Below are 14,689 nucleotides of genomic sequence, written 5' to 3'. Positions count from 1 at the left end.
GCTCATCACTTTTTAAATTAGAGTGTCTTACTTACGAGTATTATTGAAACAACGAATGCTAAAATGGCATATGTTTCAACCATTGCTGCAAGTATGATAGCTTTTGTGCTATGATCTGGTTGTTTAGCTACTATTGCAATACCGGCAGCAGCTGCCCTAGCTTGATATAATGCTGAAAAATACCCTACGAAAGCTATTGGTAAACAAGCCATCAAATAATAAAATCCAACATCTAAAGTCATACCCGAAGTTAATTTAAGCAATACCATAAGTCCTATAACGAAACCATAAAGTCCTTGAGTACCTGGTAATAATTGAAGAATAAGGGCTTTACCAAATTTTTCAGGTTCTTCTGTTGTAAGTCCTGCAGCTGCCTCACCAACCATACCTACTCCTTTTGCTGATCCTATACCTGGTAAAATTACCGCTAAAGCCATTCCTAATGCAGCGAAGATAAATCCACCGTTTTTACTCATAAATTCCATGAACGTCATAATTAATTCCTCCTTAAATTTGCTTTCCTTTTATTACGTTAATATATTGATTCTTTGATTTAAACACCTTAAATGCTTTTCCTCCGCCTTCATAAAACTTGCTAAAGTACTCTACATACTGAAGCCTAGCACTGTGAACAAAAGCTGATAATGAACTTAATAATAGATTAAATGTTTGTGCAAACACGAATATAAATATACCTATAATAATATTAAATGGTGTTGGCATCATTTTAATAAGCATATTAAAAGCAGATGCTATAAATCCTCCTGCAAGTCCAAGAGCCATGATTCTTGAGTAGGAAACTAAGTCACCTATATAACTAGATATACCATATAAACCATAAAGACCTCCACCAAGTTTTGCACCAATGCCTTTGTTTTGTCTTCCTTGAGTTAATACTAGTGCAACCATTCCAACTATCATAACCCATTTACCTATATTAACTACAGCAGGACTTAATCCTATTTGTGCTCCACCTAATAATAAAAATGCTCCAGTTAATGCAGCGTACCATGTCACTACATCATAAATAGCATCCATTGGCTTTCCATCGCGAATTAACATATAACCTTTAACTCCAAGGCCAAAATAGATTTGGATTGCACCTATTACTATTGATATAATCAGTAATAACATTATATCTTCTCCAGGATTTATTAAACTGTGAGTTGATATAAATGGAATTATATCCCCGAAGAAACCTCCGTAAACAACGCCTGCTAGTGCAGTTGGTATACTTAGTAGTAAGAAGAATTTAGCAAATTTTTTCTGTCCTTCTTCTAAATTAAATTTTTTCAATGCAATTGCACAAGCTATGAACATTACTAACCCGTACCCAAGATCAGCGAGCATCATCCCAAAGAATACCATGTAAAAGGGTGCCATTACGGGTGTTGGATCTATCTCTGAATATTTAGGTAAACTATACATTGATACTATTAGTTCAAATGGTTCTACAACTGCACTATTCTTTAAAAGTATAGGCACCCTATCATCTTCCTTGACAGCTTTTTCAATTTCTAAATAGAACTCTTCCTTAGTTGTAGACTTTATCAAATTTTCTAAATCTTTTGCTGATTCTGTTGGTACCCATCCCTCTATGGCAACGGTGTTCTCTGTTTTTAAGAAATTTTTACAAGCTGAAGCTTTTATATGTTTATTTGATAAATATTCATATACTATTTTAAAATCCTCTAAATACTGGCAATCATTTTTTATTTCAGCATTTATTTTTTCTTCTTCTTTAGATATCTCATCTAATCTTTTGTTAAACTCGCGTACAATTTCTGCTGAAATTCCATCATATTTTAAATTAGTAGTATTAAAGCTATAATGTTTAAGTATTTCACTAGCTTTATCTTCATACTCTTTATACACTAGTGCTATTACATTAATTGCATTTTTTCCGTCACTAATAACTTCTAAGTAAGAACACGGAATTTTACTTTCAAACTCTTCTCTAAAAGCATCTTTAAAAGCTTTTGGCAAAGACCCCATTAAGAATATTGAAGAATTTAATGATTTTAAATCCTTAAAAGAGGCATCTAAGGATATCCATGGAGTTAATGACCCTATTTCAGAATTAATTTTGGCTTTTTCACTCTTCATTTGAATCAAATTATTATCTCGATCCTTTAACTTTTGATAGTTTTCTTTATAGTTTGATTTTTTCGCTAAAGTTTCTAACTCCTCATAATCCAAAGAACTTTTACCTTTGATTAAAGATTTTAGAGCACCCTCTTTTTCTGAGTGCTTCATTAATAGATCTAGGGCAAACTTTACTTTTGCTTGCTCTCCTTCTAAATGAGAAACTTTTTCATTTTCCGAGTCTTTTACAAGAGATTGCAAATCTTCTTCTGCACTTTCTTGTAGGTTTACAAATTGAATATTTTCAAATTTGTGAAAGTTATCAAGCAACGCTTCTTTTTGTGATTCAAAGGCAAACAATGTAAATTTGCTCATTTTAACTATTGCCATTATTTTTCACTATCCTCTCAACCACCATGTTAACCGACCTATCAAACCTTTGTTTATCTAAATTTAGTATATTCGTGACCTCTATCTTACCTGTATCAAAAATTGGTTCAGACTTACTTTTACCTTCTTCTTTAGCATTTTTAATGATTTTTTTAGTTTCTTCTCTTGCATCATCCAAAACCTTTTTGTACTGATCTTCGGCGTAAATTTCAGATTTTTTTAATATATCCTTACTATCCGAAATTGCCTTACTTACAATATCTGCTGCTTTTTTTTCCGCTTCTTTTATACTTTTTATTGCTTCTAATGCCAAAATATCACCACCTTTTACTAATAACTAGCCATAATGAGTATATATAAATTATTAATAATTTATATAATAGTAAATACTTAGTATAGTATTTACCTTTATTCTATTTTATATAATATTGAATACATCTTAATTATACTAATTTTTATTGAAAGTTTCAACTTTTTTTTAACATTAACAATATTCGTAATATTAACTTATTCCAATGTGACAAATGTCATTTTTAATAATTTATCATTTTTTCCGTTTTATAACTTTTATCATATTCTAATCTAGGATAGAAGTTATATCCTTTATGTTATCCTCATCATTAATATCATAAACTAAATAATGATCTTCTTTGCGTACAGTATTATTATCTATATAATCTAAAATATCAATCATAAATTTTTCAATATGAATATTAGATGTATTGTTTATATCATTGTTATGTAGCAACTTATCCTTAATCGATCTTTCTACTTTCTTACCTAAATCTCTGATTAGAAAATCTGGAAGCCACTTCTTTTTGTTATATTTAAGGTAGTCATATTTAACAATTTCTTTTAAAACGAAATCTTCTTCTTCAAGTTTCTCCTCATTAAATTCAATAAATATCTTGTAATAATCTACTGAGGAAATGTTTCTACTTAAATATCCCTTTTCATAGAAAAACACTCCCAGTTCGTAATAAAATTCAAATGGTGTATTAAATTTTTTCACAAAATATTTTAGAATAGTACTAAACTTTTGTGAATTGTAATATTTGTCCACAATTTTTTCTACCCTTTTTAAGCTTACTAATTCCTCATAACTTATATCCCTTGTCTTTAGAATTTCATATGGTGGATAAGGTGCATAGACCATTCCCCAAAGAGTTGCTTCACTCCTCATATCCGAACCTTTAAGTAATTTTAAAAATCCTAATTGTATTACTTCTGGATGAATGCTATAAACATCATTAAAAGATTTTTTAAATGATTCATAATTTTCTCCTGGGAGGCCCGCTATTAAATCTAAATGTTGTTTAATATTTTTTATTTTTTCTAATTCCTCCACCATTTCCTTTATATCATTAAAGTTTACAAATCTATTTATATTGTTAAGAACTAAGGGATTTGTTGTTTGTACACCCACTTCAAATTGAAATCTACCCTTTGGTGCCTTAGCTAAAATGTCTAATTCCTGTTTGTTTAGAAGATCTGCTGAGATTTCAAAGTGGAAAGTTATTTCAGTATCCATCTTTATTAGAAATTCCCAAATTTCTACCGCAAATCTCGAATTGCAATTAAATGTTCTATCAACAAACTTTATTAATTTTACCTTCTTGTCCACGAGAAATTTCAATTCTCTCTTTACTCTTTCAGTACTTAAAAATCTAACTCCATGAGTAGTCGAGGAGAGACAATATTTACAATTAAAAGGGCATCCTCTTGATGCTTCATAATAAACTATTTTATTGGTAAGTTCTTCTTCATTATATGGGAAAATAACTTGCTCCATATCCATTAATGTTCTCTTACCACCATAGTTAATTTTACTATCACATCCTATATTTTCATAATATTTATAATATAGCCCTAGAATATTTTGAATGTTACCACTATTCTCATCATTGATTTCAGAATCATCCTTTGAATTAATTCTCCATTTAATAAATTCTTTATACGTTACCTCTCCTTCCCCTTCTATTACATAATCCCCTACGTTTTCCTCAAGAAACTCTTTACAATTAAAGCTAACCTCTGGTCCTCCATAAAGGATTTCAATCTCACTATTTACAAGCTTTATAAGAGATGATACAGCCTTAACGTACTCAATGTTCCATATGTAGCAAGAGAATGCTACAAGGTCTGGCTTGCTACTCAAAATTTCCTCTACAATTCTTTCGATTTGATCATTAATAGAAAACTCCATAATTTTGCATTCGTAATTTAAATCCTCTGTATATGTTTTTAAATATCTTACTGCCAAGTTACTGTGAATATATTTTGCATTAATTCCTACTAGTGTTACTTTCATCTTTTGATTTCCCTTTCTTTTTGCATATCATATAATAAACATTATCTGAATTTTTCAAAGTTAATATTTCAAAATAAGGTTGTAAAATTTTGATTGTATTCTCTTTGGAACTATCTTTAAATATATTTAAGTCTATTAAATGTATTTGTTTTGTATTTTTATCAGGTGACACAATCTTTATTTTAGAATTAAAGATTTTAGCAAATCCCTTATCTACATCCCATATATATAGTAATCCATCTTCTTTCAGAAATTTATATATATCTTGTATTAATTTACTTTTGCTTTTTGTAAATTTTATATCACTCAAAGTAAAAAACAGTGCACAGAGATCATACTCACCTTCTTCTATTCCAGTCTTCTCACCTTTCCCCTCTATATAATCTAAGCTACTACTATCATCAACATATTGTTTGTATATATTATATATAATTCCATGATTAGAAAAACCTATATCTAATATATTTCCTTTGAAAATTTCTTTTTCTAAATTTATAAAAACCTCCTTTTTCAATTGTTACTCCCCCTTTGTTAAATATATTTCATATATTTTTACCTATTTTTACCTATTTTTATCTTATTCTTCAAAAATAAAATAATTCCTCTAAAATAAAGGAATTATTTATTAATTTCATTATAAAAATTAATCATTAAACCTGCAGTAGTCTTTTGTGCCCGTTGCACTATAAGTGTAGATATTTTCTTGTACCTATCTTCCTTGTTTTTTATGTTTGCATTAGCAATATAAGTTTCATTCGCAAATAATGCATTTTTTTTTATATAGTCTTCTATATTCTCCTGTTTTATTACTTCATTAAAAATAGGAAATGAATAATCACTCATTAATCTACTTATAATCCAAAGTTCAAAATTTCTGTGGCTTTTAAGTAGCTTATTGTTCACATGTTGAGGCACCGTAGCATCTTGAATTAAATGACAGGCTGCTCCAAAATAAAACAGGGCTTGCCTTGTGTCCCCTTCTTTAATAAATCTTAATGCACATTTATAATATTTTTCGAATTCGGTTAATGCATTTGAAAATCCATAAAGGCCAGTACCCTTAATGTGATGATAAAAATGGTTTGAGCTTTTAAAATCTTGATCTGCCCAAGTAACCCCCTTATTTAGTTCTTTTATGTGTCCCTTGTAAAAACTAGAAATTTCACTATATTCCTTATTTTTTAAAATTTCTATAGCTTGAATATTTATAAATTTATGAACAATGCAATGAGTTTTCATGACCCTTTTTTTAATTGGATTTATTGTTATCATTAAGCCTTTTAAAGTTTTTCCATAAGTAACTTCCATTCTTTTCTTCAACCTGTTCACCTCTCACTTTAGTATACAATAAATATGATCTGAAAACATACCTGAATATTTTTTAATAATTAACAACAATGTATATTGACTATATTCTAATTCTTTTTGCTTAAACTAACAAGTAGGCTAATTATTAAAGTTAGCACAATTGTTAATAAATAGTAACTTAATCTCCTCCCTTCTATCCCTATATCATTCTTTATATTTTTTTTAATTTTAATTAAATATCCACTTTTAGAGTCTAACACTATTAAATCATCAAAAAACTTCATACTAGATATATAAGTTTCATCCCCAAATCTTACTTTTTCTTTAAGCGCACTACTTTTATTTAAACTATATATACTATTATCATTCTTTTCATAGAAATATATACAGTCTATGCTACCTATTATACCTTTTTTATCAATTGCTAACCCGGCTAAACTATTTACTTCTTTATGTTGATAAATTGGTGCGGGAGGATTTGTTGTAGGGTGCTGGTCTAAAATAAATGGTATGTCCCCGTTAAGTAAGCCTTTAAATTTAGGTGAACTTATTGGATCTCCTCCAGTATAATCTGGGAAACCATACCATGATTTTTTTTTAATTTTGTATATATAATCACTATCTCCCTTTACAGGCCTTAATCCCCTGTCCTCCATTCCACCAACAGCAACTAATATTTTGCCCTCACTATTAAAATCTATAGCCTTCATATTTCTTATACCCCAAGCAAAGTTTCCCTGTGCTCCAGTTTTTAAATTATAAACTATTATAGATGAATTTCCAATCATATGTTCTGTTATTATTTGCCCCTTTACGTTCCTAGTTTTATATGGAACAAATGCTCCGGTCTTTTTCTTATCAAAATTAATTCCTTTTATAGTTATACTTTTAGGCGAAACATCATGATTTTGAGGGTAATCATCTAACCATTGATTATCCGGTCCAACTACCCCAGAATTTGTTGCAGCTCCTATTGTAACAAATAGATATTCTCCATTAATTCTAACTAAACTGTCATTATAGTCTCCATAATTAGGCATATTCTTGATAATTTCTTTATTTGCCTTTGTTACTAAATCATATGAGTAGACTTTTGTTCCGGATGCATAATACAATACTTTATTATTATAATCTAAACTAGTTATGCTCAGCTTCTTATTTGTAAATATATTGTATGACCTGCCTACTTTATCTATGTACTGTACTTTGTCTTTGAAAGCTACATAGTAGTTTCCTTCACTATCTTTCGTAAAATCTACCGCCTTACTTAATCCTTTAAATAGTATCTGTGATTTTATAACTTCATCTTTAACCGTAACCCTATATTCTTTAAACGAACCTTTCATTGAAAATAGTGCAAAAGCCATTGCAGCTAAAATAACTATAAATCCAATGGTCTTCTTCATACTTACCCCCTAAATTATAAATACTCTAATTTATATATATTTATATAAATTAGAGTATATGTGTTAATACTTTCTAGCAATTTGTATATGGCTTCTTTCAACCTCCGCCAAGGCAACAAATACCTCTTTAACAATCAAATTATTTATTTCCTTTGCATGTTTTTCATAAAACTTTGTAGCATGAACTTCTCTATTTTCTGCGAGTTTCATTAAGCTTGTATCGTTTTTATATTTACTGTAATCTATATTCACGAGTTTTGGAAGTTCTTTGAACCCACCTAGTTTTTGATGCACAATAGCATGTATTTTTTCAATTTTTGAAAGTGCTTTAAAAATTTCTTTAACATGGTTGTTACTCGCAAGCTTTGCCGCCGACATATAAAACTCTGAATTAAATATTTCAAGTTTCATGGCATGATCTAATACTACTAAAGTATTGGGATCCAAACTTTGCGCACAAACCTTGTAGGCCTCACCAACAGATTTTAAATACTTATAAGTTACGCCACAAAACGGGCAATATTTAATATGCTCTCTTTCATTCACTTCTAATAAACCATCATTATTTATATTGAAATTATTTATATTTATCTCCATACCACATATCAAACATTTCATATCGCTCTATTTCCTCCGCACTTTTATTTGGAGTAAATAATAATATTATTTATTATTCTCCTTAAGACACTACTAAAATTATTCTAACATAAAAAGCTCCTCCCTAGAAGGTTTTTACAATTTTTTTATAAAATCATAAACTACACTGGTATCATAATTAATAAACTTTTTATTTTAATTACATTTCAGATGGAAAGACTCCCACTTCTATAAATGGGAGTCTCATACTATAACAAATAGAAAACTTCAGTAGGAGTATAAGTCTCCTTCTGAAGTCATTAATATTGCAGCTCCCCAGGAGATGATTTAATTACATTTCAACATCTCAGATGATGATTTACAGAATATAATTATTAAATTTCACATACTAATTATAAATAACTGTTATCTCCCCAGGTAGAAGAACAAGGAGGATCCTTTTATGATTAAAGATAATTTCTATAGAGACTCAATAATACTCACCGTATCAAATTTAACTGCTGGTATATTAAGGTTTATGTTTTCGATTTTACTTTCAAAAAAATTAGGTGCAGAAGGTATGGGATTATATAGCCTTGTAATGCCTATTTATGATTTATTCACTTGCCTTATTTGCGGTGGAATGGTAACAGCTATTTCAAAAGAAGCTTCATCCTATTACGAATTAAAGGATTACGGTAGTTTAAACAAATCTATACATACTGCCTTAGTTTTTGATTTTGCATTTTCTATATTAATAGCAGCTTTAGTATTTATTTTTTCACCTTTTATTAGTACATATATAATAAAAGATCAAAGAACATTATACTCCCTTTGGGTTATTTGCCCGGCTTTAATCTTTGTTGCTCTTTCATCTATATATAAGGGTTATTTCTACGGTATTTCCAATGTTAAAGTACCTGCAATCATAGATATTGTTGAAAAGACCGTAAGAATGGGCATAATACTTGGAATTATAAATTTTTTCGCATTAAAAAATGTAACTACTACCGTAACTGCTACATATATCGCCTTATCCATTGGGGAACTTATAAGTTTTATTCTACTCTTTATCTTCTATGAAAAAAGTAAAACCAAATTTAAGAATTACAATAAAAAAACTGAAGGAAGGGCCCAACTTTTATTTAATGTCCTTGTTGTTTCATTCCCATTATGTTTAAATGGCTTTTTAAACACTGTAATTTCCGCGCTATCAACATTGATTGTCCCTGGGCGACTAGTTTCTGCAGGCATAGAGTATACGCAGAGTTTATCCTTAATAGGTAAATTTTCAGGTATGGCTATGAGCATTGTGTTCTTTCCTTTTATTATTGTAATATCCATGTCAACCATCTTAACTCCAGATATTTCTAAAAGTATTAGTAAAAATGATTATAACGGTTTGGAGCGTAGAGTCCGCGAAGTTATAAAAGTTTCGTTTTTACTAGGAGTTTCAACTATGATAATATGTTTATGTACTGGAGACTCCCTTGGAAAATTATTTTTCGACAGATATGACTTAGGTGTTTACATACAACTTGCTTCCTTAAGTGCGCCATTCATGTATATGTCTGGTTCAACCTTTGGAATTTTAAACGGACTTGGCAAACAAAAATCTCTTTTAATAAATTCTATAGTAACCTCTATTCTTGAACTTGTTTTACTATATGTATTATTAGGTATCCCAAAATTAAACATTCTAGGTTACGGCATAGCTCTCATTATAAGCTCTATTATAAGCTTTATATTAAATATTATTGCAATAAAAAAAAGCTGCTATATACAGTTTTCAGTAGGCGAAATTTTAACTGATGTCTGTCTTAGCATACTCTTATACTTTGTATTAAAAATTTTAAATACTACGTTACCAAATTCTATCTTTATTACTAAAAACATAATAATTATTGCTACTGGCTTCTCCCTTTTACTATTTTCTATCCTGCTTACAAAAAAAAGAAAATAATTAGATATTTTTTTGTGGATTGGAGAGATGAATAGAAAAAAGTATATATTACGTATAAAATGCATTAATAGTAATATATACTTTTTTTATTTAATTCTTTGTAAAATATACTTAGGTATAAGTTTCTTAATCTTTCTTGGAAATACATCCAAATCATCTTTAGTTATTCCACCTATAATCACTAATGCGAAGAAATAAGTTAATATAGCTAAGCATATAGTAAATAATATAGAAACAGCATTAGCAAAATATCCTTGTTTAATATGACTGAATATAAAATTTAAGATAGTATACATGAACCCTGCAACTACAGCCATAACCCCTGATGCTATTATGGGTTTTATTGCATGACTAGCTAGTTTAATTCTAATCCCTAGCGCTTTGTTCATAGTATTATAGTTCAACATCAAAATTATTGTAAAACTTACTCCGTTGGCCATAACAGCCCCTAATACATTAAGTGTTGGAATTGCTACAAAAATATAATTAGTAATTATTTTTCCTATTAATCCCAGAACTGCATAAATTGTAACTAAGTAAAGTTTTCCAAGCCCCTGAAGAATTGAAGTTTGAATACTAACCACAGCCATAAGTATTATTACTACTGATCCATATGTAAGTAATCTTGAAACGTCAGACCCATATTGGATTAAATATACTATGGGTTTAGCTAAAACTGCAAGTCCAACTGCGGAAGGTACTGCCACCAAAAAACACAGCCTAAAAGCATAATCAATTTTACTTCTTACAGCTTTTTTGTCCTTAAGTGCCATTAAGCCGGATATAGAAGGCAGAATAGTCATGGCTAGAGCTGTAATAATAGCTATAGGCACATTTATTAATGTCGTATATTTACTTAACACACCCCATAAAATACTAACCTGCACTTTATCCATTCCAGAAGATAACATTCTTGATTTAACTACCCCTAAATCAATCAATAATCCTGATTGTTGTATTCCTAAACATATTGTCATTGGCACGGCAACACCCAATAGCTTTTTTATTATTTTTTTAGTAGTTAATCTCTTTATATTTAACTTATTATACCCTTTTGGAACTATAAAAATTCTATTTTTTTTATAAGCATAAATCATATATATTACCGCAACCAGTGCTCCTACAGTTGTTCCAATAGTTCCGCCTGCCGCTCCTTCTGCTAGCCCATATTTTATAAAACACGCTGCAAAAACTAAACTAAATATAGTATTTGCAATTTGTTCTAATACTTGTGATACAGCAGTGGGGGTCATATTCCCTCTCCCTTGAAAATAACCTCTATAAGCTGATAATACAGAGGATAATAGAATAGTTGGAGCGAGTGCCATGATTGCTAATTTTGCAGTATCACTCTCGGTTGCATTAGCTATAGGTACTACGAAAATAAGCATTAAAAGCGACATAACTATCCCTAATATCAAAAGTGAAAATCTAGCTATTTTAAAGGTCTTTACAGCATCCTTATAATTACCTACCGCTATGAGCTCTGATACTATCTTAGAAATAGCCACAGGAATACCAGCATTTGTTAATATATATACATATGTAAATATACTGTATGCTGAATAATATACCCCTAACCCATCCTCTCCTAGTATTTTCCCTAAAAAAGGTATATAAAGTAGTGATAAAACCTTAACCATAAAACCGGCCGCAGATAATATGGCAAAACCTTTTGTTGTAGATTGTTTATTTGAATTTGCTTGTTCACTCATTAAATCATCTCCTGGGTCGTTAAATCATCACCTGCGGTGCTGCAACATCTTCACAGAAGATGCATTGACTACTTCAGAAGGAGATTTATACTCCCCCTGAAGTTTTCTATTTGTTAGGGCAAGTAACACCTACTTATAGTAGGTAACTCTCACTTATAGAAGTGGGAGACTTTCCTTCTGAAATGTCGTTAAACTCATCCTCTAAAATTTAAATACATCCTTTTTAATCTTTTTTAATATTGGTGGTAAACTCTCTGCAATAGTTTTATTCTCCATATAAGATAAATCATCCGGGCAATTCTTAAACATTGCCTTATACGCATATAAATATTGGTAATCTAAACCATATTTGTTGTTAAAGAAACTATTCATTTTTTTATCTCCATATTTTGAATCACCAACAATAGAATTACCCAAATGGCTTAAATGCGCTCTAAGTTGATGGCTTCTTCCTGTTAAAAGATTAATATCTATTAAAGAAAATGTACCACAACTTTGCAACGTTTTAACTTCCATTGCTATTTTTTTTGTATCTGGCATCTCGGTGTCAAATACCTGTGATATATTTGCATCCTCATTTTTATATATATATCCCTCGTAAACCCCATCTTTAATTCTGTTTCTTACTAAAGCCATATAATATTTTTCAACATTTCTTTCTCTTACCATTTCATTTAAAAGTTTAAGAGATTTAAAGTTCTTACCAAACATAACTATACCTGAAGTATTTCTATCTAATCTATTACAAGGTGCTGGTTTAAATGTTATTTCATTTTCTGGCTGATAATCTCCCTTATCATATAAATAAGAAAGCACATAATCTATTAAAGTAGCTTCGCCATCTTTTTTATCAGAATGAACTAAAACTCCCGGCCATTTTTCAACCATTAATATATTAGCATCCTCAAATGTAATTTTTAAATTGTTTTCAATTCTTTTAAACTCTTCTTTTTTAAACTCACTTGTAATATATTTTGTTTCAACAATATCTCCTTGTACTAAAGAATGTTTTTCCTTGATTTTGTTACCATTAACCCTAATATCACCTTTTCTAAAAGCTTTATATATTTTACTTAACGGCACATCACCAAGTACTTTTCTCATGAATTTATCCGTTCTTTGTCCCGCTTCATTCGCTCCAATTTCTATCCTCATATAATCCTCCTATTTCTTTTATCTCTTGTTATCTATTGACGAATTCTATATATAATCTAATTTATTTTATAAAAAATCACCCTTTTATTTTGTAATAAATTATAATACATTTAAAAAAATCACATCAAATATCAATTATATACTAATATGTGTTATGAATTCAATAAAAATTCATAAGCTAATGTACATTGCATAGCTACACCTATTGATATACAGCTCTCATCTATATCAAATAAACTACCATGAGCCGGGTTTACTATACCTTTTTCTTTATTACCACTTCCTAAAAAATAAAATAGTGCTGGCCTTTCCATAGAGAAATAAGCAAAACTTTCCACACCCATAGTAGGCTGATCTAATTTATAAACATTACTCTCAGAAATAACTTGACTTGCTTTACTTTCAAACATCTCTGCAAGCTTATCATTATTATAAAGACAAGGATAGCTTTCCTCAATACTAATTTCACATTCCCCTCTCATAGCGGTAACGATGCCTTCCACTACCTGAACTAATCTGGTCTTTATATATTCTCTATGTTCACTCTTCATAGTTCTAATAATTCCCGATATTGTAACCTCTTCGGGTATAATATTTTGAGCTGTACCTCCATGAATTGATCCTATAGTAATTACTGCAGGATCTGTAGGTGGAATTTCGCGGCTTACAATGTTTTGAAGTGAAATAATAACATTGCTAGCTATTACAATGGGATCAACCGTCATATGTGGGCTTGCACCATGTCCTCCTTTACCTACTACTTTTATAGTAAATGGATTTGATGCTGCATAAGCTACGCCTCTTTTTAAACCAACGGTTCCAGCCTCTAAAAATTCTTCTACATGAAGCCCAATAATAGCATCCACATTAGGATTTTCTAGTACTCCTTCTTTAATCATTAAAGGTGAACCACCAGTTGTTTCTTCTGCTGGTTCAAATAAAAGTTTAACATTTCCTGGAATTTTATCCTTCATGCTATTTAATATCTTAGCTGCACCCAAAAGTATAGTGGTATGAGCATCATGTCCACAAGCATGCATTTTACCATTAATTTTAGAGGAGTAATCACATATTTTCTTATCTTGCAATGGAAGTGCATCCATATCTGCCCTTAAAGCAATAGTTTTTTCACCTTTGCCTCTAATAATAGCACAGATTCCCGTTTGTGCTACCTCATAAAACTCAATGCCTTCCTTTAATAAAAAATCTTTTACCTTCTGGGAGGTTTTAAATAAATCAAACCCTAATTCAGGGTTTTCATGAAAGCCTCTTCTTATGTCTATTAATTCACTTTCAATATTTTTTGCCATATCTAAAAAATTCACTATATACACCCCTTTACGCTATTTTTCCCAATATATTTCAATTACATTCCTATTATTCCCATCACTGTAAATTAAATTATTAAGCTCATATTCATAGAATATGAGCTTAATAAAATTATATTGTAACATTCAATAAAACTACTGTAATAACTTAATTACACCGGAACTTTCTGATACATAAGGTAATTTTTTTATAATAGTATAAATGTATTTTGGTTTTGATTTATCATCTTTTAAAGCCTGTTCCAATGATAATTCATTATAGTACAATAGCTTGCACCAAAAATCCACGAAGTCATCTCTTGTAATAAAAATTATATTACCTCTCTCTTTAACTGTAAATCCACAGTTAAATCTCTCCACAATTTCTATATCTGAGTGCTTTCCATTTGACAAAATTAACCTTACATCATCCCACATTTGCTTAAAGGCAACCATTAAATACCCTCCTTAAT

Annotated in this window: 13 protein-coding genes; 1 reads left to right on the top strand and 12 read right to left on the bottom strand. The window is 29.9% G+C overall.

Annotated features, from left to right (window positions below):
- Positions 1 to 17: 17 nt before the first annotated feature.
- The 8 genes from ACWJJ2_RS00510 to ACWJJ2_RS00475 form a co-directional block, all read right to left on the bottom strand.
- Positions 18 to 494 carry a V-type ATP synthase subunit K gene (locus ACWJJ2_RS00510; RefSeq protein WP_216301725.1) on the bottom strand — a complete coding sequence of 159 codons (477 nt, stop codon included), beginning with the start codon at positions 492 to 494 and terminating at the stop codon, positions 18 to 20.
- Between the two features lie 13 nt (positions 495 to 507).
- Complete coding sequence (locus tag ACWJJ2_RS00505; protein ID WP_216301724.1) at positions 508 to 2,475, bottom strand: V-type ATP synthase subunit I; 1,968 nt, start codon at positions 2,473 to 2,475, stop codon at positions 508 to 510.
- Entirely contained in the window at positions 2,462 to 2,788 is a 327-nt protein-coding gene (locus ACWJJ2_RS00500; protein WP_165411882.1) for an ATPase, read from the bottom strand. The genes ACWJJ2_RS00505 and ACWJJ2_RS00500 overlap by 14 nt, the downstream gene beginning before the upstream one ends.
- 264 nt (positions 2,789 to 3,052) lie before the next feature.
- A complete protein-coding gene (locus ACWJJ2_RS00495) occupies positions 3,053 to 4,786 on the bottom strand; it encodes a B12-binding domain-containing radical SAM protein (protein ID WP_462953714.1) in 1,734 nt (577 codons plus the stop codon).
- Positions 4,761 to 5,300, bottom strand: a complete 540-nt coding sequence (locus ACWJJ2_RS00490; RefSeq protein ID WP_165411954.1) for a class I SAM-dependent methyltransferase — start codon at positions 5,298 to 5,300, stop codon at positions 4,761 to 4,763. Before ACWJJ2_RS00490 ends, ACWJJ2_RS00495 begins: the two co-directional genes overlap by 26 nt.
- A gap of 104 nt (positions 5,301 to 5,404) precedes the next feature.
- Positions 5,405 to 6,106 carry a zinc dependent phospholipase C family protein gene (locus ACWJJ2_RS00485; protein WP_216301722.1) on the bottom strand — a complete coding sequence of 234 codons (702 nt, stop codon included), beginning with the start codon at positions 6,104 to 6,106 and terminating at the stop codon, positions 5,405 to 5,407.
- A gap of 95 nt (positions 6,107 to 6,201) precedes the next feature.
- Positions 6,202 to 7,500 carry a hypothetical protein gene (locus ACWJJ2_RS00480; protein ID WP_220285994.1) on the bottom strand — a complete coding sequence of 433 codons (1,299 nt, stop codon included), beginning with the start codon at positions 7,498 to 7,500 and terminating at the stop codon, positions 6,202 to 6,204.
- Between the two features lie 63 nt (positions 7,501 to 7,563).
- Positions 7,564 to 8,118, bottom strand: a complete 555-nt coding sequence (locus tag ACWJJ2_RS00475) for a ferritin-like domain-containing protein (protein ID WP_462953713.1) — start codon at positions 8,116 to 8,118, stop codon at positions 7,564 to 7,566.
- 421 nt (positions 8,119 to 8,539) lie between these two features.
- On the opposite strand from ACWJJ2_RS00475, the gene spoVB reads away from it, so the two are divergent.
- A complete protein-coding gene (spoVB, locus tag ACWJJ2_RS00470; protein ID WP_216301719.1) occupies positions 8,540 to 10,039 on the top strand; it encodes a stage V sporulation protein B in 1,500 nt (499 codons plus the stop codon).
- An 86-nt stretch (positions 10,040 to 10,125) separates the two neighbouring features.
- On the opposite strand, the gene ACWJJ2_RS00465 is transcribed toward spoVB, so the two are convergent.
- The 4 genes from ACWJJ2_RS00465 to ACWJJ2_RS00450 form a co-directional block, all read right to left on the bottom strand.
- Positions 10,126 to 11,754, bottom strand: a complete 1,629-nt coding sequence (locus ACWJJ2_RS00465; RefSeq protein ID WP_462953712.1) for a putative polysaccharide biosynthesis protein — start codon at positions 11,752 to 11,754, stop codon at positions 10,126 to 10,128.
- 201 nt (positions 11,755 to 11,955) lie between these two features.
- A complete protein-coding gene (locus ACWJJ2_RS00460) occupies positions 11,956 to 12,909 on the bottom strand; it encodes an RluA family pseudouridine synthase (RefSeq protein WP_216301717.1) in 954 nt (317 codons plus the stop codon).
- Between the two features lie 152 nt (positions 12,910 to 13,061).
- A complete protein-coding gene (locus tag ACWJJ2_RS00455; RefSeq protein ID WP_253198063.1) occupies positions 13,062 to 14,219 on the bottom strand; it encodes a M20 metallopeptidase family protein in 1,158 nt (385 codons plus the stop codon).
- 153 nt (positions 14,220 to 14,372) lie between these two features.
- The gene (locus ACWJJ2_RS00450) at positions 14,373 to 14,672 is read right to left on the bottom strand and encodes a hypothetical protein (RefSeq protein WP_165411963.1); all 300 of its coding nucleotides are present in this window, start codon (positions 14,670 to 14,672) and stop codon (positions 14,373 to 14,375) included.
- Positions 14,673 to 14,689 lie beyond the last annotated feature (17 nt).

This window comes from Clostridium sp. CM039, assembly GCF_055081075.1.
Note: the sequence above shows the minus strand (reverse complement) of the source record. Positions and strands in the feature narration are given on the sequence as shown.

Coding starts and splice junctions, on each gene's coding strand:
- ACWJJ2_RS00510 (WP_216301725.1), bottom strand. CDS start 494: ATGACGTTCATGGAATTTATGAGTAAAAACGGTGGATTTATCTTCGCT.
- ACWJJ2_RS00505 (WP_216301724.1), bottom strand. CDS start 2,475: ATGGCAATAGTTAAAATGAGCAAATTTACATTGTTTGCCTTTGAATCA.
- ACWJJ2_RS00495 (WP_462953714.1), bottom strand. CDS start 4,786: ATGAAAGTAACACTAGTAGGAATTAATGCAAAATATATTCACAGTAAC.
- ACWJJ2_RS00480 (WP_220285994.1), bottom strand. CDS start 7,500: ATGAAGAAGACCATTGGATTTATAGTTATTTTAGCTGCAATGGCTTTT.
- ACWJJ2_RS00475 (WP_462953713.1), bottom strand. CDS start 8,118: ATGAAATGTTTGATATGTGGTATGGAGATAAATATAAATAATTTCAAT.
- spoVB (WP_216301719.1), top strand. CDS start 8,540: ATGATTAAAGATAATTTCTATAGAGACTCAATAATACTCACCGTATCA.
- ACWJJ2_RS00465 (WP_462953712.1), bottom strand. CDS start 11,754: ATGAGTGAACAAGCAAATTCAAATAAACAATCTACAACAAAAGGTTTT.
- ACWJJ2_RS00460 (WP_216301717.1), bottom strand. CDS start 12,909: ATGAGGATAGAAATTGGAGCGAATGAAGCGGGACAAAGAACGGATAAA.
- ACWJJ2_RS00455 (WP_253198063.1), bottom strand. CDS start 14,219: ATGGCAAAAAATATTGAAAGTGAATTAATAGACATAAGAAGAGGCTTT.
- ACWJJ2_RS00450 (WP_165411963.1), bottom strand. CDS start 14,672: ATGGTTGCCTTTAAGCAAATGTGGGATGATGTAAGGTTAATTTTGTCA.